This window comes from Devosia sp. P1_H9 (assembly GCF_056405135.1).
Window position 1 is genome coordinate 507,331 of sequence record NZ_JBFUCQ010000002.1, and the last position, 26,444, is coordinate 533,774.

At 66.1% G+C, this 26,444-nt stretch carries 24 protein-coding genes and 1 tRNA gene; 8 read left to right on the plus strand and 17 right to left on the minus strand.

The genetic code is table 11. From position 1 onward, the window contains the following. Window positions 1–89 precede the first annotated feature (89 nt). The gene (recJ, locus tag AC1DYL_RS05735) at window positions 90–1,886 is read right to left on the minus strand and encodes a single-stranded-DNA-specific exonuclease RecJ (RefSeq protein WP_477172372.1); all 1,797 of its coding nucleotides are present in this window, start codon (window positions 1,884–1,886) and stop codon (window positions 90–92) included. Window positions 1,887–2,065: 179 nt separating this feature from the next. On the opposite strand from recJ, the gene AC1DYL_RS05740 reads away from it, so the two are divergent. Then, the gene (locus AC1DYL_RS05740; RefSeq protein WP_477172373.1) at window positions 2,066–3,016 is read left to right on the plus strand and encodes a Tim44 domain-containing protein; all 951 of its coding nucleotides are present in this window, start codon (window positions 2,066–2,068) and stop codon (window positions 3,014–3,016) included. A 54-nt stretch (window positions 3,017–3,070) separates the two neighbouring features. Here the strand turns inward: AC1DYL_RS05740 and AC1DYL_RS05745 are convergent, their stop codons facing one another. The 7 genes from AC1DYL_RS05745 to AC1DYL_RS05775 all read right to left on the minus strand — a co-directional run bounded on the left by AC1DYL_RS05745 (window position 3,071) and on the right by AC1DYL_RS05775 (window position 10,788). Further along, on the minus strand, window positions 3,071–3,199 hold the full coding sequence (locus AC1DYL_RS05745; protein WP_477172374.1) for a hypothetical protein: 129 nt from the start codon (window positions 3,197–3,199) through the stop codon (window positions 3,071–3,073). A gap of 240 nt (window positions 3,200–3,439) precedes the next feature. Next, window positions 3,440–4,420: a class II fructose-bisphosphatase gene (gene glpX, locus AC1DYL_RS05750; RefSeq protein WP_477172375.1), complete on the minus strand. Its 981-nt coding sequence runs from the start codon at window positions 4,418–4,420 to the stop codon at window positions 3,440–3,442. A gap of 34 nt (window positions 4,421–4,454) precedes the next feature. Further along, entirely contained in the window at window positions 4,455–5,795 is a 1,341-nt protein-coding gene (locus AC1DYL_RS05755; RefSeq protein ID WP_477151213.1) for a homoserine dehydrogenase, read from the minus strand. A 243-nt stretch (window positions 5,796–6,038) separates the two neighbouring features. Then, the gene (locus AC1DYL_RS05760) at window positions 6,039–7,007 is read right to left on the minus strand and encodes an iron-siderophore ABC transporter substrate-binding protein (protein WP_477172376.1); all 969 of its coding nucleotides are present in this window, start codon (window positions 7,005–7,007) and stop codon (window positions 6,039–6,041) included. Between the two features lie 8 nt (window positions 7,008–7,015). Next, window positions 7,016–7,984, minus strand: coding sequence for an iron-siderophore ABC transporter substrate-binding protein (locus AC1DYL_RS05765; RefSeq protein WP_477172377.1), 969 nt, complete (start codon window positions 7,982–7,984; stop codon window positions 7,016–7,018). A 262-nt stretch (window positions 7,985–8,246) separates the two neighbouring features. Further along, window positions 8,247–9,464, minus strand: coding sequence for an LL-diaminopimelate aminotransferase (locus tag AC1DYL_RS05770; RefSeq protein WP_477151144.1), 1,218 nt, complete (start codon window positions 9,462–9,464; stop codon window positions 8,247–8,249). A 292-nt stretch (window positions 9,465–9,756) separates the two neighbouring features. Continuing rightward, window positions 9,757–10,788, minus strand: coding sequence for a glycosyltransferase family 4 protein (locus tag AC1DYL_RS05775; protein ID WP_477172378.1), 1,032 nt, complete (start codon window positions 10,786–10,788; stop codon window positions 9,757–9,759). A 112-nt stretch (window positions 10,789–10,900) separates the two neighbouring features. Here AC1DYL_RS05775 and AC1DYL_RS05780 point away from each other — a divergent pair, with 112 nt between their 5' ends. Next, window positions 10,901–12,313: a DUF2264 domain-containing protein gene (locus AC1DYL_RS05780; protein WP_477172379.1), complete on the plus strand. Its 1,413-nt coding sequence runs from the start codon at window positions 10,901–10,903 to the stop codon at window positions 12,311–12,313. Between the two features lie 57 nt (window positions 12,314–12,370). On the opposite strand, the gene rpsI is transcribed toward AC1DYL_RS05780, so the two are convergent. The 3 genes from rpsI to AC1DYL_RS05795 form a co-directional block, all read right to left on the minus strand. Further along, complete coding sequence (gene rpsI / locus AC1DYL_RS05785) at window positions 12,371–12,853, minus strand: 30S ribosomal protein S9 (RefSeq protein WP_477151147.1); 483 nt, start codon at window positions 12,851–12,853, stop codon at window positions 12,371–12,373. Beyond that, complete coding sequence (rplM, locus tag AC1DYL_RS05790; RefSeq protein WP_477151148.1) at window positions 12,853–13,317, minus strand: 50S ribosomal protein L13; 465 nt, start codon at window positions 13,315–13,317, stop codon at window positions 12,853–12,855. The genes rpsI and rplM overlap by 1 nt, the downstream gene beginning before the upstream one ends. Window positions 13,318–13,478: 161 nt before the next feature. Further along, on the minus strand, window positions 13,479–14,513 hold the full coding sequence (locus AC1DYL_RS05795; protein ID WP_477172380.1) for a COX15/CtaA family protein: 1,035 nt from the start codon (window positions 14,511–14,513) through the stop codon (window positions 13,479–13,481). 83 nt (window positions 14,514–14,596) lie between these two features. Between AC1DYL_RS05795 and AC1DYL_RS05800 the strand changes: the two genes are divergently transcribed. Beyond that, window positions 14,597–14,803 carry a DUF2842 domain-containing protein gene (locus tag AC1DYL_RS05800; RefSeq protein ID WP_477151150.1) on the plus strand — a complete coding sequence of 69 codons (207 nt, stop codon included), beginning with the start codon at window positions 14,597–14,599 and terminating at the stop codon, window positions 14,801–14,803. A gap of 6 nt (window positions 14,804–14,809) precedes the next feature. On the opposite strand, the gene AC1DYL_RS05805 is transcribed toward AC1DYL_RS05800, so the two are convergent. The 3 genes from AC1DYL_RS05805 to AC1DYL_RS05815 are packed head-to-tail and all read right to left on the minus strand — an operon-like array spanning window position 14,810 to window position 19,260. After that, window positions 14,810–16,096, minus strand: coding sequence for a UDP-N-acetylglucosamine 1-carboxyvinyltransferase (locus AC1DYL_RS05805; protein WP_477151151.1), 1,287 nt, complete (start codon window positions 16,094–16,096; stop codon window positions 14,810–14,812). 51 nt (window positions 16,097–16,147) lie between these two features. Then, a complete protein-coding gene (locus tag AC1DYL_RS05810) occupies window positions 16,148–17,182 on the minus strand; it encodes a polysaccharide deacetylase family protein (RefSeq protein ID WP_477157503.1) in 1,035 nt (344 codons plus the stop codon). A 5-nt stretch (window positions 17,183–17,187) separates the two neighbouring features. Beyond that, window positions 17,188–19,260, minus strand: coding sequence for a GumC family protein (locus AC1DYL_RS05815; protein ID WP_477172381.1), 2,073 nt, complete (start codon window positions 19,258–19,260; stop codon window positions 17,188–17,190). A 159-nt stretch (window positions 19,261–19,419) separates the two neighbouring features. Between AC1DYL_RS05815 and AC1DYL_RS05820 the strand changes: the two genes are divergently transcribed. The 5 genes from AC1DYL_RS05820 to AC1DYL_RS05840 are packed head-to-tail and all read left to right on the plus strand — an operon-like array spanning window position 19,420 to window position 24,557. Next, window positions 19,420–19,974 carry a polysaccharide biosynthesis/export family protein gene (locus tag AC1DYL_RS05820; protein WP_477151154.1) on the plus strand — a complete coding sequence of 185 codons (555 nt, stop codon included), beginning with the start codon at window positions 19,420–19,422 and terminating at the stop codon, window positions 19,972–19,974. Between the two features lie 36 nt (window positions 19,975–20,010). Then, on the plus strand, window positions 20,011–21,186 hold the full coding sequence (locus AC1DYL_RS05825; RefSeq protein WP_477172382.1) for a glycosyltransferase family 4 protein: 1,176 nt from the start codon (window positions 20,011–20,013) through the stop codon (window positions 21,184–21,186). A 45-nt stretch (window positions 21,187–21,231) separates the two neighbouring features. Next, the gene (locus tag AC1DYL_RS05830) at window positions 21,232–22,749 is read left to right on the plus strand and encodes an undecaprenyl-phosphate glucose phosphotransferase (RefSeq protein ID WP_477172383.1); all 1,518 of its coding nucleotides are present in this window, start codon (window positions 21,232–21,234) and stop codon (window positions 22,747–22,749) included. 1 nt (window position 22,750) lies between these two features. Continuing rightward, the gene (locus AC1DYL_RS05835) at window positions 22,751–24,007 is read left to right on the plus strand and encodes an O-antigen ligase family protein (RefSeq protein WP_477172384.1); all 1,257 of its coding nucleotides are present in this window, start codon (window positions 22,751–22,753) and stop codon (window positions 24,005–24,007) included. Window positions 24,008–24,044: 37 nt separating this feature from the next. After that, window positions 24,045–24,557 (plus strand): cyclic nucleotide-binding domain-containing protein, encoded by a 513-nt coding sequence (locus AC1DYL_RS05840; protein ID WP_477172385.1) that lies wholly within the window; start codon window positions 24,045–24,047, stop codon window positions 24,555–24,557. Here the strand turns inward: AC1DYL_RS05840 and AC1DYL_RS05845 are convergent. The 3 genes from AC1DYL_RS05845 to AC1DYL_RS05855 form a co-directional block, all read right to left on the minus strand. Beyond that, window positions 24,554–25,339: a metallophosphoesterase family protein gene (locus AC1DYL_RS05845; RefSeq protein WP_477151159.1), complete on the minus strand. Its 786-nt coding sequence runs from the start codon at window positions 25,337–25,339 to the stop codon at window positions 24,554–24,556. The genes AC1DYL_RS05840 and AC1DYL_RS05845 overlap by 4 nt on opposite strands. 18 nt (window positions 25,340–25,357) lie before the next feature. After that, a complete protein-coding gene (locus tag AC1DYL_RS05850) occupies window positions 25,358–26,332 on the minus strand; it encodes a phosphotransferase enzyme family protein (protein ID WP_477172386.1) in 975 nt (324 codons plus the stop codon). A gap of 30 nt (window positions 26,333–26,362) precedes the next feature. Then, window positions 26,363–26,439 (minus strand) — tRNA-Pro (locus tag AC1DYL_RS05855). Between the last annotated feature and the right edge of the window lie 5 nt (window positions 26,440–26,444).

A 26,444-nucleotide genomic window follows, 5' to 3' on the forward strand; every position in this document is an offset into this window, starting at 1 on the left:
GCGTTCCCCGCGAATTAGGGCAGCACTTTAGCCGCCATAAGTGGATATGCAAGCATGACTTTCAAGCCGCAAGCGGTGCTTTCAGTCCGCTAACGACCACCCGGCCGCGCCGCGTCCAGCAGGCGAAACTGCACCTCTTCCCGGCCCTGCCAGTGATCGATCGACAACGTTCCGGCCATGTGTAGCGGGGTATCGTTGCCGGCGCTGAGCAGCGCCTCGCCCAGCGCCGTCGTGGCGGCGCGGAAGGCGATGGCCTTGAGTCGCGCGCCGTCGTCGGAGGTCAGGGTGAACTTCACGTGCCCGCCCGTGCCGACGATTTCAGCGAACCGCGCCTTGTGCGACGGGAACGCGAAAACCGGCTGCGGACTGCCCGCGCCGAAAGGCCCTGCCCGCTCGATCTCGTGGACGAACTGCGGGGTCGCCCCGCGCGCCGTCATCGCCGCATCGATGGAGAGCGCGGTGAGCGCCCGCGCCGCGCCAACGCTGGTGCCCAGCCGCTCCACCACATGGGCGCGGAACGGTCCGAGTTGCCCGGGCTTCAATGTCACGCCCGCCGCCATGGCGTGGCCTCCGCCCTTGGCCGCAAGGCCCAGTTCCACCGCCTCGATCACGGCGCTGCCGAGATCGACCCCCGGCATCGAGCGGCCGGAACCGGTGCCGGTGCCGTCGGGCTGCAGGGCGATGGCAAAGGTGGGCCGCTCGAAGCGCTCGCGCAGGCGCGCTGCGATCAGGCCGGCGACGCCGGGGTGCCAGTTGGCGGACGCCAGAACCAGCACCGGCGGGCCCTCCCCGCTGCCGATCTCGACCTCGGCGGCGCGGGTCGCTTCCTCCACCGCCTCGACTTCGATGCGCTGACGTTCCACATTGAGCTCGTTGAGCTGCGCCGCGATCTGCAACGCCTGCTGCTCGTCGTCGAGCGACAGCAGTCGCGTGCCCAACGCCGCGTCACCGATGCGGCCGCCCGCATTGATGCGCGGCCCGATCAGGTAACCAAGGTGATACGCGTTCAAGGGTCCTGACAGCCGCGCCGCCAGCGCCAGCGCGCTGATACCGCGATTGGAGCCGGTGCGCGCAACTTCGAGGCCGCGTGCCACGAAGGCCCGGTTCAGCCCCTTCAACGGCACCACGTCGCACACCGTCGCCAACGCCACGAGATCGATCATGGTCATCAGGTTGGGCAGGCCGGTATCGCCACGCTGCTTCAGCAGCCGGTTGGTCGCCACCAGCACCATGAAGGTGACGCCGGCGGCGCAGAGATAGCCGAGACCGGAAATGTCGTCCGGGCGATTGGGGTTCACCAGCGCGTTGGCCGGCGGCAGCTCGGCGTCGGACAAGTGATGGTCGATCACCAGCACATCGAGCCCGCGCTCGCGGGCATGGGCGATGGGCTTGTCGCTGGTGGTACCGCAATCGAGCGTGATCAGCAGCTTGGCCCCGCCATCCACCAGCTTGTCGATTGCCGTGGTGTTGGGCCCGTAGCCCTCGAAGATGCGATCCGGAATGTGGATCTGCGGATCGAGCCCGAAATGCCGAAGGTACCGCGCCATCAGCGCGCAGGAACAAGCGCCGTCGACGTCGTAGTCGCCGAACAGCGCCACCGGCTCGTTGTCGGTGATGGCGCGCGCCAGCCGCTCGGCCAGAGCGTCCATCCCCGCCAGCGTCGACGGGTCGGGCATCAGCTCGCGAATGGTCGGCTGCAGGTACGTCGCGGCGCCGTCGACATCGACGCCCCGCCCAGCCACGATGCGCGCAAGGATTTCCGACAGATCAGTGCGCTGCCCGATGGCCGAGGCGGTGCGCAGCGCTGCCGCATCGAGCCGATCCACCCAGGAGCGGCCCAGCGCGGATTTCGACACATCAAGGAAATAGGGGCGCGGCTCGTCCATCACCGGCGGAGGTAAGCAGAATAGGCGTCCTAGTCGAGGGGCGAGGATAGTTTTCCTCTGCTTCGCCCTCTCTGATGATGCGCCGGTCGCGACCAAAATCGGACATGCGGGACTTGCAAGGTCTAAAACTCACCCCCGACCGCCCCCATATGAACGACAGTTTTTCACGGGGAACCACAATGTTCGCTTCGCGGGGCTTTCGACTTTCGGCCCTTCTCGCCACCCTGATCATGGCCTTCTCGCTCGTCGCGGTGGATACCGCCGAGGCGCGGCGGGGCGGCAGCTTCGGCAGCCGCGGCACGTTCACTCAGCGCAGCGTACCGGCGACGCAGGTTTCGCCGAAGACGACCGCGCCGGTGCAGAACACGATGACCAACAGCACGACCCGCAATAACACGGTCGGCAACGCCACGACGCCGGCGCGCCCGAGCATTTTCGGCGGCTTCGGCGGCGCGCTGCTCGGCGGCTTCCTGTTCAGCGGCCTGTTCGGCATGCTGTTCGGGTTCGGCTTTGGCGGCTTCGGCGGCATGCTCGCCCTGCTGTTCCAGGTGGTGATCATCGGCCTGATCGTCAGCTTCTTCCTGCGCCGCCGCCAGCAGCGCCCGGCGATGGCCGGCGGTGGACCTCTCAACTACGAGGCGCCGCGCGCCGCGCAGACCTACGGCAGCAGCGGCACCAACTCGCAGGGCCAGCGCTCGGGCGCATCGCGCCGCGCCGGCAACCGTGACCAGATCGGTATCACGGATGCCGACCTCAACACTTTCGAGGGCCACCTCAAGGACCTGCAGGACGCCTACTCGCGCGAGGATTACGCCGGCTTGCGCCGGATCTCGACGCCGGAAGTCATGGGCTACCTGGCCGAAGAGCTGGCCGAGAACGCCACTAACGGCCTCAGGAATGAGGTCTATGACGTCAAACTGCTGGCCGGCGACGTGGCCGAGGCCTGGCGCGAGGGCAACACCGACTACGCGACCGTGGCGATGCGCTACGAATCCCGCGACGTCACCCGCAACCGCGCCACAGGCGAGATCGTCTCCGGCGACGACCGGGTGACCGAGACCGCCGAAATCTGGACCTTCGTGCGCCAAAATGGCGGCCGCTGGCTGATCAGCGCCATCCAGGAAGCGTAAGCTCCCGATTACCGAAATGTACGCGGGCCGCCCGGTGGGCGGCCCGTTCTCGTATCAGGGCAGCGCGGCGACCAGCGCCACCCACTCACTGACCACCGCCGCCAGCGCCGTGCGCTTGGCCTCGACATCGGCCATCGTGTCGAACCGTGCCAGGCGGCGATCCTTGTAGTCACCCTCAAGCAAGCCGCGCCGATCATCAGCCCGCCAGGGAACACCAGCACCAGCTGAACGAAGCCGGTCTGCCGCAGGTTGAACGCCGCCATGTCGTGCCTGCCGAGGTACTAGCTCGGCGCGTTCCACTTAACCCGCTCGCCCAGTTTCGGCTCCGCCGCCCTGACGATGCTGCGCAGTGCTTGAGCTTAGCCTTCAGCGGATGGTCGAGCGCTGCTATCAGCGCCGCGACCTGTTCCGCGTCGGCGGGTTTCACCGGTGGTGTTCCGCAGTGATCCAACGCACCGTCTGGCTCCACGAGCGCATCACGACCGTGTTGGTGCGCACTGAGTTCTTGCCATAGCGGACGCCGCTCAAGAGGCTGCCGTCGGTGACGCCAGTTGCGGCGAACAGCACGTCGCCCGAGGCCAGCTCGTTGGTGCGATATTTCCGGTTCGGATCGGTGATCCCCATCTTCAGCGCCCGAGCCCGCTTCTCGTCGGTGTCGAGAATGAGTTTCCCCTGCATCTGGCCGCCGATGCAGCGGAGTGCCGCCGCCGCCAGTACGCCTTCAGGTGCGCCGCCGGACCCGAGATAGATGTCGATGCCGGTATCCTCGGTGTTTACCGCATGGATGATGCCGGCGATGTCGCCGTCGGAGATCAGCTTGATGGCGACCCCCGCGGTGCGCAGGTCATCGATCAGCCCGGCATGGCGCGGACGATCCAGCACGCAGGCAGTGATTTCGCTGACCGGCACGCCCTTGGCCTTGGCCAGCGCCTTCACGTTGACCATGGCGCTCTGGTCGAGATCGACCACGCCCTCGGGGTAACCGGCGCCGATGGCGATCTTGTGCATATAGACGTCGGGAGCATTCAGCAGCCCGCCGCGCTCAGCCATGGCCAGCACGCAGATCGAATCCGGCTGGTTCTTGGCGCACAGCGTCGTGCCTTCCAGCGGGTCGACGGCGATATCAACTTCCGGGCCGTCGCCGGCGCCCACTTCCTCGCCGATGAACAGCATCGGCGCTTCGTCGCGCTCGCCCTCACCGATCACGATCCGGCCGTGGATGTGCACGTTGCCCATCTCGGCGCGCATCGCTTCAACGGCAGCGGCATCGGCCGCCTTTTCGTCGCCCTTGCCGCGCCACTGGGCGGCGGCGAGCGCCGCGGCCTCGGTGACGCGCACCAGTTCGAGGGTGAGCGAACGGTCGATCGCCGCCTGCCGGTCGGTATCGGACTTGCTGAGCTTCATGAGCACTCCCTGCCTCCGCCGCAGGGAGGCTTCACTAGAGTTGTTCGATCCGGATCATCTGCGGATCGCCGACGATGAAGCCATCGCCCTTGATCGCCTGCAAGGCGTCACGGACGGTCTGCTCCATGGTGGAGTGCGTGAGCAGCACCACCGTACGGGATTCGGTCCCCGTCACGCCCGGCTCGCTAACACGCAAATCCGGACGCTGGATGACGCTTTCGAGCGAAATGCCCGCGGCACCCATGCGAGTAGCAATAGCGGCAAACGCGCCGGGCACATCCCTGACATTTAGTCGGATGTAGTAACCGCCCTCGTGCTCGCGGATCGGCGCGCGGCGATAGGGCGTCAGTTCCGCCACCGGCACGCCGAGCGGCGGCACTCGCGTGCCGCGGGCGATATCGAGGATGTCCGAGAGCACGGACGAGGCCGTCGGCGGCCCACCGGCGCCGGGGCCGGCGAGCAGCAGCTCGTGCACGTGATCGGTTTCGAGTGCCACCGCGTTCAGCACGCCATCGACGCCGGCAATCGCCGAGGTCTTGGGTACCAGCGTCGGGTGCACGCGCTGGTCGATGCCGTCGGCGGAACGCTGCGCGATGCCGAGCAGCTTGATCTTGTAGCCGAGATCGCCGGCCACCTTGATGTCGGCCTGGCTGATCGAGGTGATGCCCTCGACGAAGATCTCATCGGGCGCGATCTCGCAGCCGAAGCAGAGCGAGGCGAGGATGGCGAGCTTGTGGGCGGTGTCGAAGCCGTCGACGTCAAAGCTCGGATCGGCCTCGGCATAGCCGAGCTTCTGTGCGTCGGCGAGGCACTCGGCAAAGCTGATGCCCTCATTGCCCATGCGGGTCAGGATGTAGTTACAGGTGCCGTTCATGATACCGTAGACGCGGGCGATACGGGCCGAGCCGAGCCCCTCGCGCAGCGTCTTGATCACCGGAATGCCGCCGGCCACCGCGGCCTCGAAGCCGAGCTGCGCGCCCGATTCCTCGGCGGCCTTCGCCAGATTGACGCCGTGCCGCGCTAACAGCGCCTTGTTGGCCGTCACCACCGGGCGCCCGATCTCCAGCGCCGCCTTCACCGCTGCCAGAGCCGGCCCGTCTTCGCCGCCGATCAGCTCGACGAACAGGTCGATGCCGTCGGATTTGGCGAGCGCCACCGGATCGTCGAACCACTCGAGGTTGGAGGCATCGATGCCGCGGTCGCGGCTGCGCGAGCGGGCGCAGACGGCCGTAACGGTGATCTTCCGCCCCAACTTCCGCGTTAGCTCTTCGCCGTCTTTCTGGATGATCCGCACCAGCGTGGCGCCGACATTGCCGAGCCCGGCAACGCCGATCCTCAGCGGCGCCTCGAGGGCTGCGTCCGCATGGTCCTGCATCGCCTTGAGGATGCGGGTGCGCGTATCGGAGCGCGGCTCACGGCCTTCCCTGAGGTCGAACACGAACAGCGGGTCACCCGCGATCGTCCGCCCGAAGCGGGTGGGCGTCCAATCGCGTGCAGCGATGAAGGCTTCAACGGACTGGCGGAAGGACTGGATATCGCTCATCAAAGACGCTCTCGGAGTTACCCGAGAGCTATGAATAGGAAAGACCCTATCCGTCAATAGGATTGATCACCTAGCTCACTTGCCAACGTGCCTGGCCGCCTCGGCGATCTTTTCGAAGTAGCGCGGCATGCCCCATTTGATCGACAGCGCGCTCGACGAGATCACCGCCATGTTGAGGATGCGGTCGTCCATCTTCACGTAGGCGCCGCTCCTCACCTGCGGCGCGCTGTCGATGTACGGCCGGGCGAAGAACTCGTCGGCGAGTTCTGGTGAGTTGAAGAAGCCGATGAGGATATCGGCCGGGATCTGGTCGAAGTTCTCGTAGCTGAGGGGGTACCAGAAGCCTTGCGGGGCACCCGCCGCGTCCGGCCGCGGCGGGATCACCAGGCCTGCCAGCGCCAGCAGCTTGGCGCGGGCATCGTCGGCAGAGTGGATGGCGGCGGCGCCATTGTAGTCGATGAGCGTCACGGCGCTCTTGCCCGCCAGGAAAGGGTACTTGGCCGCTTCGTCGCGGATGAACTGCTCAAGCTCGGCGACCAGCGTCGCCGCCTCGGCGGATTTGCCCATGGCCTCACCGGAAATGGTGATCACCTGTTGCCAGGTCGCCGTCCACGGTGTCTCCGGATACGGCACCACCGGCGCGATCTGGCTCAGCAGCCGGTACTCGTCTTCGGTGATCCCCGAGTAAACCGCGAGGATCAGGTCGGGCTTCAGCGCCGCGATCTTTTCAATCGGCGCGCCGGCGCTGTCGTCGAAGGTGGTCGGCATCGCCCCTCCGGCCTTGGCGATCCCCTCCTCCACCCACGGCACGATATCCTTGTCGAAACCGGCGGAACGGAAGCTCGGGAAGCCGACGGGCACGGTGCCCAGTGCGATCGCCGCGTCCGTGGAGGACCAGCCGAGCGTCACGATGCGCTGCGGCGCGGCGGGGATCACGGTCTCGCCGAGGGCATGCTTGATGGTGACCGGGAAGGCCTGAGCGAAGGCCGGCGAGGCCAGCAGCGCGATGACCAGCGCCGCGGCGAGGTTGAGCAGTTTCGGCATGATCGATCTCACTTCTTAGCGTTGCGGGCGGCCGCAGCGATGATTTCGGCGTAGTGCGGGAAGCCCCAGCGCAGCGACAGCGCGCTCGGGGGTGAAACGGCGGCGACATACTCGATGCCGATGAGCGAGGCGAAAGCGCCCTTCTGGTACTGCGGCTGGCTCTGCGCATAGGGCTTCGAAAAGAACTCGTCCGAGGCCGCTTGCGTCTCGTAATAGGTGATGAGGATGTCGCTCTTCAGCTGGTCGAACAGCTCGTAGCTCAGCGGGTAGTAGAACGAACCGTCCTTGGGAGAGAGCTCGGTGACGCTTGGCGCCAGCACCAGCCCGATATCGGTGAGGAACTTCATGCGCGCATCGAGCGCGTCGTAGACGGCGATGGAGCCATCGAAATCGTTCACCCCGGCAAAGGTGGTGCCGGCGATCTCGGGATACTTGGTCGCCTCGTCGGCGACGAACTTCAGCGTGTCGGCGACCACCTGCTCGGCTTCCACCGGCTTGCCGACGATCTGGCCGACGGTGCGCGTCACCTCCTGCCACGGCGTGCTCCACGGCTGGTCCGGATAGGCCACGGTCGGCGCGATCTGGCTCAGGCGGGCATAGTCTTCGGCCTTGATGCCGGAGAACACCGCGACGATCACGTCGGGCTTGGCCGCGGCGATCTGCTCAAACGGGATCTCCTGCGTGTCCGACAGCTGGATCGGGGTCGCAGCCCCGAGCTCCTTCAACCGCTCCTCGACCCACGGATGCAGGCCGTTCTCGCCGCCGCCATAGGTGGAGAACGGCATGGCGACCGGCACCACGCCCAGCGCCAGCAACGCATCATGGTTGCCCCAGCCCCAGGTGACGATGCGCTCCGGCGCTTTCTCGATCATTGTCTCGCCGAAGGCGTGCTTGATGGTGACGGGGAAGGACTGGGCCGCGGCGGGCGCCACGGCGACGACCAGCAGCGTCAGGACGGCGAGAAGGTGGCGAAGCATGATGGACCCTTTGGTGAGAACCAAAAGCTGATAATCATAGTCATGTTAATTGAGCAAGGGGTAAAGGCGACGCGTGTCTCTCGGTCCCGCGACGCACACCAGGTCATTCCCGCGAAAGCGAAACCTCTGTTTTGCACCCGAGGCGCCATCGCAAACGGAGATCCCCGCTTTCGCGGGGATGACGCCGGAGGTGGGGGGAACGTCAGCACAAAAACAAGCGGCCCGATCAGTGACCGGGCCGCGCAAATTCCACTCCGTCCGCTTACTTCGCGGCGGTGATCGGCACCACGTTGCCGTGGGTCGGCTGGCCCGACAGGAACTTCTTGATGTTGCGCGCCGCCTGCCGGATGCGCTGCTCGTTCTCGACCAGCGCCAGGCGGATGTACTGGTCGCCGTACTCGCCGAAGCCTACGCCCGGGGCGACGGCGACGCCGGTCTCCTGGATCAGCAGCTTGGCGAACTCGAGCGAGCCCAGATGCGCGAACTGATCCGGGATCGGGGCCCAGGCGAACATCGTCGCCTTGGGCGACGGGATGTTCCAGCCGGCGCGGCCGAAGCTCTCCACCATCACGTCGCGGCGGGTGCGATAGACGTTGCGCACTTCATCGATGACGTCGTCCGAGCCGTTCAGCGCCGCGGCAGCCGCTACCTGGATCGGGGTGAACGCGCCGTAGTCGAGATACGACTTCACCCGGGTCAGCGCCGCGATCAGCCGCTCGTTGCCGACGGCAAAGCCGACGCGCCAGCCGGGCATAGAGTAGGTCTTGGACATCGAGGTGAACTCGACGGTGATGTCCATCGCGCCTTCGACCTGCAGCACCGAAGGCGGCACTTCGTCATCGAAGTAGATCTCCGAATAGGCGAGATCGGAGAGGATGAAGATCGAGTGCTCGCGGCAGTACTTGACCACTTCCTTGTAGAAATCCAGCGACGCCGTGTAGGCGGTCGGATTGGCCGGATAGTTGAGGATCAGCGCGATCGGCTTGGGGATCGAATGGCGAACCGCCCGATCCAGCGCGCGCATGAAGTTCTCGTCCGGCTCGGCCGGCATCGAGCGGACCACGCCGCCCGACATGATGAAGCCGAAGGCGTGGATCGGATAGGTCGGGTTCGGCACCAGCACCACGTCGCCCGGGGCGGTGATCGCCGCCGCCATATTGGCGAAGCCTTCCTTCGAGCCCAGCGTCGCCACCACCTGCGTATTTGCGTCCACCTTCACGCCGAAGCGGCGGCCATAATAGCTCGCCTGGGCCTTGCGGAGACCGGGGATGCCCTTCGACGACGAATAGCGGTGGGTGCGCGGGTCCTTCACCGTTTCCTGCAGCTTTTCGACGATGTGCTGCGGGGTCGGCATGTCGGGGTTGCCCATGCCGAGGTCGATAATGTCGACGCCGCTGGCGCGCAGCCGGGCCTTGATCGGGTCAATATGCGCGAACACGTAAGGCGGAAGGCGGCGGATGCGGTGGAAATCTTCGTTCATTGGAACCTCGGTGACCCGCGACGCACCCGTGGTGCCCGCAACGCCTTCAGTGAGGCGCCGATTATCGCGGAATTATGGTTTTGACTCGGTTAAGCCGCGTGTGCGGCAGGCTCGTTCGGTTCCGCTCTCCCCAGCCGCATTGCGGCGCTCGGGGAGAGCTAGCGAGCGGGGGCGCTAGCGCATGCGGCCGCACCGGCAAAACCGGCGGCTGCAATTGGCGCTGCTACTCCCTGAGTCATGTCCAAACCCTGAGCGAGGATTGCGGAGCTTTAGTGGCCGAGACGGGCGGAGGTCAAGTGCGCTCTGACGCCCCCACGCCCCTCACCGGCAAGTATCTCAGGAACTGGTCGGTGCTGGCGCCCCAGGAGAACTGCTCGGCATAGTTGCGGCAGCCATCGCGAGGGATATCGAGCGCCTTGATCGCCGCCGCCTTGAGGTCGTGGTCCAGCACGCCGACCGGCGCGTCGCCGATCACATCGATTGGGCCGGTCACCGGAAACGCCGCGACCGGAGTGCCACTGGCCAGCGCCTCGAGCAGTACGAGGCCGAACGTGTCGGTCTTGGACGGAAACACGAACACATCTGCCGAAGCGAACAGCCGCGCCAGTTCCTCGCCCTGCTTGGGGCCCGCGAACACCACGTCGGGGTATTCCGCCTTGAGCTTTTCGAGGCTGGGCCCGCCGCCTACCACCAGTTTGGTCCCAGGCAGGTCGAGCGCCACGAAGGCCTCGATGTTCTTTTCCACCGCCACGCGCCCGACATAGAGGAACACCGGTCCATCCCAGGCCAGCGGCTCACGGCGGGCGGGGTTGAAAAGCTCGGTATCGACGCCCTTCTGCCAGATCACCGCGTTGGTGAAGCCGCGCTGCTCCAGCAGCGTCTTCAAATGCGGCGTACCCACGAGACAGTACTTCGCCGCGCCATGGAACCAGCGCAGGAACCGGTAGCTCCAGCGCAGGGGCACCGGCAGCCGGGCCCGCAGGTACTCTGGGAACTGCGTGTGATAGGCGGAAGAGAACGCGAAACCGTTCCGCCGGCACCAGCGCCGCGCCATGATGCCGAGCGGCCCCTCGGTCGCAATGTGAATCGCATCCGGTGCCGCCGCCTCGATCCGCGCGTAGACCGGCTTCATCAGCGTCCGGCTCAGCCGAATCTCGCCATAGCCGGGCATCGGGAAGGTCTTGAATTCGTTCGGCGTCAGCAGTTTGACGGTGATGCCGCGCTTTTCCATCTCTCGCGCCACCAGCTCGATCGAGCGCACCACCCCGTTGATCTGTGGGTGCCAGGCGTCGGTGACGATGAGAACGGTCTTGGGCTGCGGCATTGGCTGCTCGTCTGAACGCGGCAATGCGTATCGTGGACGGACGGTGCTCGCAAGCGGCCGTAGTTGCGGTCCATGCCCGAGCCACTCTACGCTGGTCCGGATCGGAGCATCCATGCGTATGCCTTTTTCGACTGGACTGGGCTGGTTGCGCTACCGCCCGGCTCCCACTCGCCCAAGCGAAGCGGATGCGGCGCTGGTGCGCGACTTCCTCGACAGCGGCATCGAAGCGGAAGAACGCTACGAGACCCTGTTCCGCTACTTCGTCGATGGCTTCCTCGCCGCCGCGACGCCCGATTTCGAGCGCGCCCAGTATCGCGGCAGGGGTAGCCTGCACGGCTATCGCGTCGCTGGAGTCGAAGGGTTTGCGCGAACCGCCCCGCTGTTCACTGCCTGGATTGCCGGCGGCCGCAGCCCGGTGATCTCGGACCTGCCGAGTGGTCGAAGCGTCGACCTCGCCCAGATGCTCGCCTCCGGGCTCACGGCCGGAGCCGATCCGGCGCATCCCACCTACTGGAGCGATCCCTACGACTGGGCCCAGGTTCTGGTCGAGGCCAGCGACATCGCGGTGACGCTGTGGATCGGGCGGGACACCATCTGGCCGATGCTCGATGCCCGGACACAATCCAACCTCCTCACCTGGCTGCGCCGTGCGGCTGCCTCGGATCGGCCGGTCAACAACTGGCTGCTGTTCGGCGCCACTTGCGAGGCCGTCGTCGCCGCGCTCGAGGGGCGGACCGTCACGGCGCTACCGGACTATGAGAGGTTCAAGCCACACTATCTCGCCCATGGCTGGTTCTCGGATTCGGCGACCCACCGGTTGGTCGACTACTACAATGTCTGGGGCATCACCTATCAGCTGGCGTTCCTGCATCTGATGCATCCCGATTACGACGCCGAGTTCATGCGCAGCGCCATCCTCGCCTCGGCCGACCTCACAGCGCATCTGATCAGCCCGCAAGGCATCCCGATCATGGGACGGAGCGTCTGCTATCGCACCGCCGCCAGCGCTCCCCTGTCGGTCGCCACGCTGCTCGATCCGAGCCCACAGCGGCTCGGCCTGTCGCGTCGGGCCAACGACTGCGTCTGGCGATACTTCCTAGCCCATGGCGCGGCGCGCGACGGCACCCTGACCCAGGGCTATTTCGGCGACGATCCGCGGCTCCTCGACAGCTACTCCGGCCCGGGTAGCAGCCATTGGGGCCTGCGCTCGGTGATCCCGACGCTGCTGCACCCGCCGAGGTCGGCGTACTGGACCGTCCCCGAGCAGCCACTACCGGTCGAGGTTGGGGACTACCGGCTGGACCTGCCCGAACTCGGCTGGGTCATCGAAGGGGAGAAGACCTCAGGCGATATCCGAATCGTCATTCCCGAGAACAGGGGCAATCGCCCTGCCCTTCGGCCCTACGGCTGGACACACCGTCTGCGGGAGCTGTTGCGCGAACGGGCACAGCGACCGGACAACCACGCCGCCGCCTACGACGCTGAGGTTTACTCGGCGCTCGATCCCTACCCGCTGAAGCGGTAGCCAGAAAAGAAAAGGCCCGCCGAAGCGGGCCTTTCCGGAAATCTGAGAACTCGAAGCTTAGCGCTTGGAGAACTGGAACGAACGACGGGCCTTGGCCTTGCCGTACTTCTTGCGCTCGACCACGCGGCTGTCGCGGGTGAGGAAACCGCCGGCCTTCAGCACGCCGCGCAGCTCGGGCTCGAAATAGGTGAGCGCCTTGGAGATGCCGTGACGCACCGCACCGGCCTGGCCGGAGAGACCGCCGCCGGAAACCGTGGCGACGATGTCGTACTGGTCCTTGCGGGCCGCGGCGACGATCGGCTGCTGCAGCACCATCTGGAGCACCGGACGGGCGAAGAAGGCGTTGAACTCCTTGCCATTGACGGTGATCTTGCCGTTACCCGGCTTCACCCAGACGCGGGCAATGGCGTTCTTGCGCTTGCCGGTGGCATAGGCACGGCCCTGCGCGTCGAGCTTCTGGACATGCACCGGCGCGTCATTGACGACGGCGGCGACCGAAGCGGTGCCCAGGTCTTCGAGCGAATTGATGGTCTCGGCCATTACTTGGCCCTCACATTCTTGGAGTTGAACGAAGCGACGTCGAGCTTCACGGGCGCCTGGGCCTCATGCGGGTGGGTCTCACCGGCATAGACGCGCAGGTTGCCGTACTGCTTGCGGCCGAGCGGGCCTTCCGGGATCATGCGGCGGACGGCGTTCTCGAGCACGCGCTCGGGGAATCGGCCTTCCAGCAGCTGGCGCTGCGTACGGTCCTTGATGCCGCCGGGATAACCGGTGTGCCAGAAGAACCGGCGCTGATCGAGCTTCTTGCCGGTCAGCTTCACCTTGTCGGCATTGATCACGACGACGTGGTCGCCGGTATCCATGTGCGGGGTGTAGGTCGGCAGATGCTTGCCGCGCAGACGCATGGCGATGATGGAGGCGACACGGCCAACCACCAGATCCTTGGCGTCGATCAGGATCCACTTCTTCTGGATCTCGTCCGGCTTCGCCGTGTAGGTGCTCATTTCGTTTTCCTTGAAAGCGGACAGAGAGACCCCTGCCCCGTATTCGTGGCGCGGATATACGGACGCGACTGCAAAGCGTCAAGCGGAAAGATTTAGCGCTGTATTTTCAATGGCTTGCGCTGTTGGTATTATGATACCACATGCTAAGTAATTGATTTTGCTTACTCTACACCACTCCACTGGCCGTCATCCCGGCTTTCGCCGGCCAGCGCTTGGTGGCCGAGTGCCAGCGAGATCGGCACCATGCTGAGCAGTGTTGCGATGCCAAGCGCCACCTGCAGCAGGATCAGCGCCGAAATCCTCGGCAGCCAGCCATGCACGCCGCCGAAGCCGCCGCGCCGCGATTGCCGCCACAGCAGCCAGCCGGCGTAGAGCACGACCGCATAGGCGATCATCCGGTGGATGAACTGCACGGTCAGTGTGTTCTCGAACAGGTTCTTCCAGAACGGGTCGATGGCATCGAGTCCTTGAGGGATCAGCGCTCCATCCATCAACGGCCAGGTGTTGTAGCCCATGCCGGCATCGAGCCCGGCCACGAAGGCGCCCGCCGCGATCTGGACCAGGATCAGCAGCAACAGGAGCCACACCGGCCAACCCGTGGGGGTAGCAGCCTTGGCGGGCTCGAGCCGCCGCGCCACCCAGATCAGTGCGATAAACAACAGGGCCGCCGCGCTAAGGTGCGCCGCCAGCCGGTACTGCGAAACCGAGGTCAGCTCCGACAGGCCCGACGAGACCATCCACCAGCCGAGAAAGCCCTGGAAGCCCCCAAGCACGAACAGCCCGGCGAGCGGGGCCGCGAGGCTCCAGGTGAAGCGCTTCTGGAACAGGAACACAAGGAACGGCACCGCGAAGGCCAGCCCGATGAAACGGCCAAGGAAGCGGTGCGCCCACTCCCACCAGAAGATCGACTTGAAGTCTTCGATCCCCATCCAGGAGTTCTGAACCCCCTGCGGAATCAGCTTGTAGGCTTCGAACTCGGCCTGCCAGTCGGCATCGGACAGCGGCGGGATGGCGCCGGAAACCGGCTTCCACGAGGTGATCGAAAGCCCCGACTCGGTCAGCCGCGTCGCGCCGCCCACCACCACCATGGTCAGCACCAGGAGCGCCACCAGGTAGAGCCAGATCCGGACCGGCTTCAGCCGATCACGGGTGGATACTGCTGCTGTGGCAGTTTGTTCGGTTGCGCTGAGGGCCAAGATGGGTTCCTTTCGCCCCGAACTACTCCCGGCGGCGGCCGTCTGACAATGGCCGCGATGCCGCATCCCGACCCAGGAGAGCCATGACCCAGTCCACTCGCAAGCTGCTCGGCACCATCCTGATCCTGCTTTCGCTGCTGGTCTGGTCGGTGCTCGGCATGTGGATCTACATGAGCTTCCTCGGCGCCGCCGTATGGTGGCTGCTCATCGGCTTCTTCGCCGTGATGGGCATGGGCTGGTTCTTCCCGGCGACCTGGATCATCCGCTGGATGGCCAAGCCGGACAAGTAGCCCGCCCTACTCCCAGCGCACCTTGGCGCCGAGAGCGCTGAGCTTTTCGACGAAGTGCGGGTAGGCCCGCCGGATCGGATCGGCGTTCTTGATGCGCGACTCGCCGGGGATCTGGATCGCCGCCAGGAGCAGCGCCACCACTACCCGGATGATGTACGGCGCCTCGACCGTCGCCGGCCGCAGCGGATTGCCGCCGAACACCACCAGCCGGTGCGGGTCGGACAGGTGCACCCGGGCGCCGAATTTCAGCAGCTCCGCGCTCCAGCCCAGCGCACCCTCGTAGACCTTGTTCCAGAACATGATGTCCCCGGTGCAACCGACCGAGATGCCGATGGCATGCGGCAGGAGGTCCGCCGGGAAATACGGCCAGGGTGCCGCCTCGATCTTGGGCAGCATCTCGGCGGTGTAGGGCTCGGTCACCTTTCGGGTCCAGCCGGTCGCCGTGACCTTCCCCTCGCCCACCTCGAACTCCAGCCCGAGCTTGCCGAATTGGCGGAGGATCAGCGTCAGCTGCGGGCCCATGTCGGTCTCGACCGTCAGCCGACCGCCGGTCACCGCGCCGATGGCGAGGAAGGTCGCGACCTCGTGGTGGTCATCGGGAACCCGCGCGGTCGTGCCTGACAACTTGCCAACGCCCCGCACCGTCAGCCGCGAGGTGCCGATGCCATCGATATCGGCGCCCATCGCCGCCAGCATGTCGCACAGCGCCTGCACATGCGGCTCCGACGCCGCGTTGTTCATGGTCGAGGTGCCCTTGGCGAGCGCCGCGATCATCACGAAGGTCTCGGTGGCGGTTACCGACGCGTAGTCGGGCCACATATCTGTGCCGCGGATCTCGTTGCGCCGTTCGACACGGAACGGATGCGTGCCAGCGATAGTGCCACCGAAGCGCTCGAGGATCTCGAGATGCGGGTCGATCTCACGTACGCCGAGTGCGCAGCCCTTGGCCTCGGTGTCGAAAATCAGGTGGTCGCTGCGCAGCAGCACCGGCGCCAGCAGCAGCACGGCGGCGCGGATGCCCACCGGCAGCTCGGCGTCGCTCGTCGCGAAGGCCTTGAAGTCGTGCTGGATGGTCAGCGTCCGCGCCTCGAGGCTGCGCTCTACACGAGAGCCCTTGGTGCGGAAATACTCGACCAGCTTGTCGATATCGCTGATCTCGGGGACGTTGCTCAGCGTCACTTCCTCGTCGGTCAGCAAGGTGGCGCAGAGCATGGGCAGCACCGCGTTCTTGTTGCCGGACGGACGGATGGTGCCCGAAACCGGGTGCGCGCCGTCGACGATGAGGTCTGCCATGAAAGCTCCGAAAGTGAATCAGTCGAAAGAGAAGGCGAGGGATAGAACCGATCAACCCGGCAGCATTGAGAACACCGCCGGGGTGGCGAAGACATCGACATAGCGCCGCGACTGGAACTGCCCGTTGAGTGACACCCGCGGCAGCGAGTGGAGGCTATGCCGATGGCCGGCATAAAGTCCGCCCGGCCGCGTCGTTACCGCCGTGCGCAACCCCAGTTCGCGAGCCAGGGTATACTCCCGCGGCCCGGCCGAGGCACTCCCGCCAATCGGGTAGCTGAGATGCAGCGGCGTCTTGCCGAACTGCGCCTTGAGGATGCGGACCGATTGCTCGATCTCGTTGCGCGCGTCGGCCGGACTGAGCTTCGCCAGCTCATAGTGGTGCACCGTGTGCGCGCCGATAGTGCAGAGCGGCTCGGCGGCAAAGTTCCGCAGTTCGGACCAATCCATGATCAGCTCGCGGCAATGCTGCGCCAGGTCGAAATTGTACTGTCGGGCGAGGTCGCGGATCAGCTTGACGCGGTCGGCCTCGGGCATGGTGCGCATGCGCCGATAGAGGCTGTCGAAGGCCCGCTGCTTTTCCTCGAGGCTCGCGGTGACGAAATACTCGGTGTCGCCAGCATAGGTCACGGCCAGCGCATTCTGCCCTGCGACGATATCCTCGAGCGCCTGCCACCACACCTCGCCGACCCCATCGACCAGCGCCGTCGGCACATAGAGGGTGAACGGGCACTGCTGGCGCCGCAGGATCGGCAACGCGTATCTCAGATTGTCGCGGTAGGCGTCGTCGAAGGTGAAGACCACGAAGGGCTTTGCCGGCTCGTCCGCCTCGATGCGGCGCGCCGCCTCGTCCATGTCGACGATGTCGAAGCCGAGTTCGCGCACCCGCCCGATGGTGAACTCGAGGAAGTCCGGCTTCACCTGCAGGATGGCGTTGGGCGAGAAATCCGCTGGGTCGTCGGGCAGCACTCGATGGAGGGTGAAGATGACACCGCGCGATTTGGAGCGGCTGCGGATCAGGCGCGTCAGCTGGCTCGCCCACAACAGCTCGAAGGCGGCGCCGATCAGCCTGTACTTGAACTCGGCCATCGGGCTTACGCCACGTCGGCCCTGACGGCAGGGAGACTCACCACGCGACCGACCTCGAAACCGAGCGCCACGATATCGCGCCGTGCCGCAGACACGGCCACCGGGCCGCTTGCCTCGCTTGCCACCAGCACCACAGTGGCGCGCGCACCGCTGAACAGTGGCAGGCCCGAAGCCACGCCAACGCGCCCAGTGTCGACGATCACCACGTGGTAGATGTCGGCAAGCGCCTCGATCAGGGTCAGTGGCCGTGACGACCGGCGATCCAGCGTCGACAGCCGGCCCCAGGGCACTTCCGCGAGATTCTCGCCGGCACGCTGCATGACGTCGCCATAGTCGGCCCGCTCCGCCGCGAGGTCGGTCAGGCCAAGTGCGGTGCCGGCTTCGCCGCTGCCGGCGTCCACGACAACGGCGCTCAGGTCGCTCATCAGCGCGTCCTCCAGCAACCGGTCGATCACGATAACGGCCTCAGGCCCATCATCGAGCCTCGCGAGCAACACTGTGCGCAATTGATGCGAGCTAACTGCGGCCGACAGCTGCGTCAGATCATCAGCCACTGGAGGCCTTGACGTGGCCATAGGGCTCGTTTGCACCGCGCCCCCCGGCTCGTCGGCGATCGCGTCGGCCACAGCCACCGCCTCGGCATCCTCGGGCAGCGCTTCTTCTTCCGAAACTGCCACCGTCTCCCGCTCGACCAGCACTCGTCCGGACATCAGCTCGCCGAATAGTACCGCGCCGATCTGCAACGCCAGCGCCACGAAGCCGACGGCACCGAGGATCAACGGTATCTTCGGCGAAGCCGGCTCTGCCGACGGGGCGGCCTCGCTGACGATGCGGACATCGGGTAGTGCCGAGTTGGAAGCGGTACGCGACACGGCATCGGAGTATTTCGCCAGGTAGTTTTCCAGCAGGTCACGCTGCGCCTTGGCTTCGCGCTCGAGGCTATCGAGCGTCACGTTGCCCTTGGTGGCGTCGCCGGCCGTGAGCTTGGCGCGGGTCAGGTCATCGCGCAGCCGCTGCTCGAGGTCGGCCTCGACCTTCGCCTCTGCAACGAGCGAATCCGCCACGCGATCGGCCTCGGCGACGATCTGCTTGCCGAGTTCGCCGATCTGCGCCTTCAGCGCCTTGATCGTCGGGTGGTTGGCAAGGAGCGTCGTCGACTTCTGCGCGAGGTCTGCCTGCAGGTTCGCCTTGGTCTGCAACAGACTCTGGATCACCACCGAGTTGCGGACGTCGTTGACGCCGTCGAGCGACTGCCCGGACGCCAGCAGCCCGCGGATCACCTGTGCCCGCGCCTCGGCATCGTTCTTGCGCTGCTGCGCTTCGGCGATCTGCGTGCTGACAACGGTCAGCTGCTGGTCTGTCACCGGCACACTGTTGGCCCCGACGAACAGGTCGTTGTCGACCTTGTAATTGGCCACCGCGGTTTCCGCCGCGCTCACCTTGGGACGCAGCTTGTCGATCTCTTCCTGCAGCCACACCGTGGCATCCGCGGTATCGGTCAGCGACTGGGCACCACGGCGCTTCACGTGCGCTGCCGCGATGGCGTTGGCGACACGAGCCGCCAGTTCCGCGTCGGTCGAGCGCACGAAGATCGAAATGACGGCCGAGTCGCGCTCGCGGATCACTGTCATCCGGTCCGCCAGGTTGCCGAGCACGGTCTCGTCGACGCTGCGCGCTTCAGGGCCACGGCCGATCAGCCGCATGACGAAGCCGATCGGCGAGAAGCCGGCATTGGAGAACTCCGGCACCGAACGCAGGTTCTGCGAATCGACCACCTCGAGCAGCAGGTCGCGCGATTTGATCAGCTCGATCTGGCTCGACATCAGCGCCTCGGTGTTCACCGAACTGCCGTTCGTCGGCGCCTCCATGGCGGCGCGCGTGTAGATATTGTCGCGCGCCTCGACCAGGAGGCTCGCCGAGGATTCGTAGGTCTTGGGCATGAACAGCAGGACCGCGGCGGTCGCCACCAGCAGCAGAGCCGTGACGAGCACGATCCGCAGCCCGCGCGACAGCACGGCGGCAACGAGCGCCCCCACGTCCATCCGCATATCTTCGGCGCGCTCGATATCCGAACTCACTCGCCCGCCCTCACTGTTACACACGAGCTATGGGCCCATCGTGGTAAGCATTCGGTTAAGCGGCCTCGCAATGTGAGAGCCGCTGCGTGATTTTCTAAGCAGAATGTTAACCATACCGCCCCGACACTGGCACCCTGATCAGGGTTTCCAGGGATGGCCATGCGCTGGCTGCGTTTCCTCCTCATTTTGCTGCTCGTACCGCTCGCGGCCTGCGCCATGAACGGCCGTCCCTCGACCTACCTGGTCGACGTGAAAGGCCCTTACGCGCTCGATACCGGCGACGTCGTCCGGGTCAGCGTCTATGGCGAGGCCGAGCTCTCCAAGAGCTACCAGGTCGACGACTCGGGCGCCGTGGCGCTGCCGCTGGTCGGTCCGGTGAAGGTGCGCGGCAAGACCACCCAGCTTGCCGCCGCCTCGATCACCGCCGCGCTCGCTGAGGGCTATATCCGCGAGCCGAGTGTTGCAGTCGAAATCGAGACTTACCGTCCATTCTTCATCCAGGGCGCGATCAAGAACGGCGGCCAGTTCCCCTATGTCTACGGTATGACGGTTCGCGCCGCGATCAGCACCGCCGGTGGATTCTCCGATACGGCCGACCGTGGCAGGGCGATCGTCTACCGCCGGCAGGGCAACCAGATGGCCAAGGGGACGGTCGACCTCGACTTCCCCATTTACCCCGGAGATACCATCGTGGTGTCGGAGCGCTGGCTCTAAAGGGTTCGGAAACCCCGGTACGCAAAACTGCGTGCCATGTTCCGTAATTCCGCGCCGCTCCGCATCCTCCAGATTCTCCGCGCCCCGGTCGGTGGCCTGTTCCGGCATGTCTACGACCTGACGCACGAATTGGCGGCCCGCGGCCACCAGATAGGCATCGTCGCCGACAGCCTCCACACCGACGCCCTCACCGAGGAGCGGCTCGGCAGGCTCCGACCTCTCGCGCCGCTGGGCATCCATTCGCTCCCCATTCCGCGCGTCTTCGGCGCCGCCGACCTCATGACGCCGCTAAGGGTCAGGCAGCTTGCCCACGCGCTGCAGATCGATGTGCTGCATGGTCACGGCGCCAAAGGCGGCCTCAACGCGCGGCTGGCGCGGATCGGCGCCAGACAGCGGGTCTCGCTCTACACCCCACATGGTGGCGTACTGAACTACAAGCCGCACTCACCGGCGGGCCTCGCCTTCCGCCTGATCGAGCGGGCGCTGATTGGGGCCACCGACGCCATCGTGTTCGAGAGCGCCTTTGCGCAGGCCGCCTATGTCTCGCAAATCGCCCGGCCCGCCTGCCCCGCCCCGGTCATCCACAATGGCTTGATGCCCTCGGAGTTCGAGCCGATCACGCCGGGCCCCGATGCCGCCGATTTCGTCTTCATTGGCGAGTTCCGCGCCGTGAAGGGCATCGCCTACCTGCTCGATGCGCTGGCACCCGTTCGCGCGCCAGGCGGCCGCCCCGCCACTCTCGTCATGGCCGGCGGCGGCCCTGATCTCGACGCCGTCAAAGCCCAGATCGCCCGGCTCGGCCTCGCCGACCGCGTTGCCCTGCTCGGCGTCAAGCCGGCCCGCCCGACGCTGCACCTCGGCCGCATCGCCGTGGTTCCATCGCTCGCCGAGTCGCTGCCCTACGTCATCCTCGAGGCCGCGGCCGCCGGCCGGCCCGTGATCGCCACCGACGTCGGCGGGGTCAGGGAAATCTTCGGACCCACCGCGCCGAGCCTGCTCCCCGCGGCCGATACGCCGGCCCTCCGTCGGGCGATGCAGTCTGCCCTCGACGACCCCGCGGCGGCCACGCAGGCGGCCGAGATGCGCCTCGCCCATATCCGCGCCGGCTTCTCCATCGCCCACATGGCCGATCAGATCGAGGCGCTGTACCGGCGAGTCCTCGACACCAGGCGAACTACGGGTTTCACCGAGTCTTCATCGGTATCTTCCTAAAGTCCGGCTGAACCACAAGAGCCCAGTCAAAGAGCCGCCCCCACCATGTTCCACCTCGATCCCAAAGAAGCCGTCCTCGAGCACGTCGCCCACCCGCCCAAGGCCAAGGCCGGCCCGCTGCGACTGGGCGACCTCGCCGCAGCGATCGCCGACCAGCCGATCGAGCCGACCTATTCGGCGGCGGTGGTGACGGGCGTCACGCAGGTCGCGGAGATCGGTGTCCTGACGCTCACCGGCTTCACGCTGTTCGGGCTCAACGGCGGTGACACGCTGCTCAGCGTCATCACCACGCTCGGCGTCGTCGCCGTGGCGCAACTGTTCATCAGCCTCGCCCGGATGCATAGCGTCGCCGCCTATCGCCTGGGCTTCACGCAGATCTGGAAGACAGCGCTCGCCTGGACCGCCGCCTTCGCCGTACTTGGCGCGCTGGTGCTGCTCTATGACAGCGGCCATGCCCTGTCGCGCAACTGGGTCGTGACATTCTGGGCCGCCGGCCTCGTGGTGCTGGTCGTCTCGCGCACCTTCGTGCACGAGCTGGTCACCCGCTGGACCCGGCAGGGCAAGCTGAGGCGTCGTACCGTTATCGTCGGCGGCGGCAAGGATGCCGAGGCGTTGATCGAATCCATCCAGACCGGTGCCAGCGACGACATCGACCTGCTCGGCCTGTTCGACGACCGCAACGACGACCGCTCGCCCGAATCCGTCGCCAGCCTCGCCAAGCTCGGCCGCGTCGCCGAGCTCATCGAGTTCGCCCGGCAGACCCGGGTCGACCTCGTCATCGTCTCGATGCCGCTGTTCGCCGAGCACCGCGTGCTCGACATGCTGAAGCAGCTCTGGGTGCTGCCGGTCGATATCCGGCTCTCGGCCCACATGAGCAAGCTGCGCTTCACCTCGAAGGCCTATTCCTATGTCGGCGGCGTGCCGGTGTTCGACATGGCCGACCGGCCGATCTCGGACTGGAACCTCGTGTTCAAGTGGCTGTTCGACAAGCTGGTCGCGGTCACCGCCCTCGTCCTGCTCTCGCCGGTGATGATCGCCACCGCGATCGCCATCAAGCTCGAGAGCAAGGGCCCCGTGTTCTTCCGGCAGAAGCGCCACGGCTTCAACAACCAGCTCATCGACATGTGGAAGTTCCGCTCGATGCGCACCGACATGCTCGATGCCAACGCCACGAAACTGGTGACCAAGGACGACCCGCGGGTCACCAAGGTCGGCAAGTTCATCAGGAAGACCTCCATCGATGAACTTCCGCAGCTTTTCAATGTCCTTCTGGGTGAACTTTCGATCGTCGGACCGCGTCCGCACGCGCTCTCGGCCAAGGCCGACAACCAGCTCTACTACGATGCGGTCGAGGGCTATTTCGCCCGTCACCGGGTGAAGCCGGGGATGACCGGCTGGGCCCAGATCCACGGCTGGCGCGGCGAGACCGACACGGTCGACAAGATCATGCAGCGAGTCAATCACGACCTCTACTACATTGAAAACTGGTCGCTCTGGCTCGACGTGAAGATCGTCGCGATGACCCCGATCTCGCTGTTCACCCAGCGCAAGAACGCGTTCTGAGGTGAGCGCCGCCGGCGTCCACACCGTTTCGGCGCTCGGCGCCACCTGGCTCCGCACCCGCGCCACCACCCTGCTCGACGCCCTCGTCGTCCTCTGGATCTTCGCCGGCGGCATGGTGATCACCGAACCGTCGCCGTACGAACTCGCCTTCCTGCTCGTCCTCGGCGTCTCGATGCTCGCCGGCTTCACGCTGCGCCGCTCGACCCTGGGGCTGCTGGTGCTGTTCGCGAGCTTCATCCCGTTCGCCATCATCGCCGCCTTCCAGGTCAGGTTCAGCTCGATCCCGGACGCGCTGATCTACCAGACGGTCACGATCTTCCTGTTCTTCACCTCCTACTGGGTGGCCAACTACGTCGCCGACGCGCCGCAGGCCCGCATGCGCCTGATCGTCGCCGCCTACCTCGCGACGGCGCTGCTCTCTGCCATCCTCGGCACGCTGGGCTATCTCGGCATCGGCCACGACCTGTTCACCCGCTACGATCGCGCCAAGGCATTCTTCAACGATCCCAACGTTTTCGGCCCGTTCTTGATCCCACCCGCCATGTATGCGCTGCAGCGTGTGCTGATCGGCACGCCCAAGCGCGCCGCCTGGGCTGCACTCGCCTACGCCGTCCTGCTGATGGGCATCTTCGCCAGCTTCTCCCGAGCCGCCTGGGGCCACATCGTCATCTCCAGTGCCATCGTCTACCTGCTGGTGTTCGTGCTCGAAGCCCACGCGCGCCAGAAGGTGCGCATGCTGATGATCGCGCTGCTCGGCCTGCTGCTGCTCGTCGTGGCGGCCGCCGGCATCCTGTCGATCCCGCAGTTCCGCTCGTTCATCGAGCTCCGCACCCAGTCGCAGAACTACGACACCGGCGAGAGCGGCCGCTTCGGCCGCCAGGGCTACGCCTTCGACCTGGCGCTGCAGCACCCGCTCGGCCTCGGCCCGCTCGAGTTCCGCAACCTCCGCGTCAAGGAAGAGCCGCACAACACATACGTCAACGTGTTGCACGCCTATGGCTGGGGCGGTGGCTTCGTCTTCATCTTGTTCATTGCCGTCACCATCTGGCGCAGCGCCACCTACATCGCCCGCCCCGGCCCCAACCGCCTGCTGCTGATTCCGTTGGTGTCGGTGTTCGTGCCGCTGGCGGGCGAAGCCGCGATCATCGACCTCGACCACTGGCGCCACTTCTTCCTCGTCGCGGGGCTGATCTGGGGCGTCACCGCCGCCTACCGGCATGTCGGCAAACGATTTGGCTTGGCGGCGCCCGTTCCCTGAGGGCATGATCGCTCCGTAGCGCGACAGCGGGGGCAGCATGGAACCTCAGAGCAGCTCGATGCAGGCGGTCCTCACCACCACGGCGGACCTCGCCAAGGTGCGCTACGACACCGGCGATATCCTCATCGCCGAAGGTCCCAGCAGCGGCGTGCTCTACATCCTCGTCGACGGCGCCGTCGAAGTGCTGCGCGGCGACGTCCGCGTCTCGCTGGTCGACGAGCCGGGCGCCGTGTTCGGTGAAATCTCCGCCCTCCTCGGCCGCCCGCACAGCGCCACCGTGCGCACCATCGAGCCCGTCACCGTCCACCGCATCGAGGATGCCGAGAGCTTCCTGCAGATGCGACCGGAGATCGTCTTCCACGTCGCCCGCATCCTCGCCAGCCGGCTGATCGACGCCACGACCTATCTCGCCGACCTCAAGCACCAGTTCAGCGATCGCAGCGACCATCTCGGCATGGTCGACGAGGTGCTCGAAGCCCTGGTCAACCAGCAGCTCCCCTCGCAGCCTGCTGCTCCTGCCGGTGACGGCAAACCCGATCCCCGCCTCTAGGCAGCCACCGGAGCCCGTGGCAGCCAGGCCGGCCACTCGGTCATCTCTTCGGGTGCGCTACCGCTGCCCCAGTCGAGCGTTCCCGCGCCCTCGAAAGAGAACCAGGCCGCCTGCTTCAGTTCGGAGTCGACCACGATATGCGTCGGCACATCGCCCACCTGCTTGCCGGGGTTGAAGACCCAGGTATCCCCGATGCGCGATGCCCATGAGCCGCCGCGCGCGAACGGCGCTTCATGCACATGCCCGCTGAACACCAGTTGCGGCCGGTACTGCACAATCCAAGCCGCCAGCTCGACATCGCCATAGTGCCGCGACCCCGACCAGCTCACCGGCGCCTCGGCCGGAGGCGCATGATAGACCCAGAACCAGTTCCGCCCACGCGTCGTCGCCGCTTCCGCCAGCTGCCTGCCGATCGCGTGCTTGGCGATATCCCCATCCCACCACGGGCAGACGGTGACCGTATCCTCGCCGATCGCGAAGGTCTCATTGTCGGCATGCGCGCCGCTCCCACGCGCATAGGGTACCCAGCGCGCATAGCGTTCGCCCGTCGAGTAGGCGTGGTTGAGGTCATGATTGCCCGAGCACACGACGAGCGGCGCCAGCGCCCGCAGCCGCTCGAGATACTTCAGCACCACCACCATCTGGGCGCTCGTGGTGACGAAGGAACTGCCGTCCAGCAAATCTCCGGCGATGATCAGCAAGTCATAGCGATCGGCCACCGAGACGAGCCAGTCGAACTGCGGCAGGCTGTAGTGTAGATCGGCGACGGCGAGGATGCGCATGGCGCCCTCCCCCGGTCGTCAGCGAGCGAGATACTTCCGCGCCATTGTCGCGGTGTCCAGCGCAAACCGCTCCACATGGGCCTTGGCAAGGTCGGTTTCTGCATGCGAGCCGATCCAGGCCAGCAACGCCATGCGCCTGAGCAGGATCAACGTATCGATCATCCTGAGGTCTTCCGGCTTCAGCGGCCGGATTTCCATATAGGCGCCGAGCCACGCCCGGATCAGCGCCGGCACCTGCGGCGAGGTCTCGATGAACGACAGGCTGGCGGCCAGGTCATAGAGGAACCAGCCGAAGCCGGAATCGTCGAAATCCAGCAGGATCGTCTGCTCCCCATCGACAAGGAGGTTGCCGAGCCGCATGTCGGCATGGATCAGCCCGAAGCGATCGATATCGGTGCCATAGGCCCTGAGATCGGTCCTGAGCGCCGCGTCGAGCTCCGTCAGGTCGGCCAGCACCTCGCCCTCGACATGCGGCGCCTTGCGCCAATCGCCCCACAGTCCCGACGCCTCGAGGATCCCCACCGCGTCCCAGATCGGCCGCACGAACTTCTCGGGCTGCTGCCAGGTGGCGATGTGGTTGTGCAGCGTCGCCGCATACCGCCCCAGCGTCGCGAACAGTGGCCCAAGGTCGGCATCGGGCTGCGGCTCGCTGCCGTTCTCGAACGCGAACAGTGCCGCGAACCGATCGGGCGCCACCTCCTGCACGATCTCGCCGTCGGCTCCGGGAATCGGCCGCGGCACCGGAATCTCGGTGTCGTCGGTGATTGCCTCGAGCCAGGCCAGCTCGCTGCCGATCGCGGTCTTCGACTGATAGCGCGGCCGATGCAGCCGCAGCACATGGCGCGCGCCGTTGGGCCCGTCGATGCGGAACGTGTGATTCTCGGAGAGATTGATCAGAACCGGCGCGCCGCCATCGGCGACCGGCCAGCGCTCGAGGCTGCCGGCGACGAGCGACAGTTCCTCCGGGAGCGGATCGCTGGGGGCAATATCCAATCCGCTATCCTCTGAGGCCTTTAGAAGAAATGGTCGGAGTGGCCGGATTTGAACCGACGACCCTTTGTCCCCCAGACAAATGCGCTACCAGGCTGCGCTACACCCCGACTGG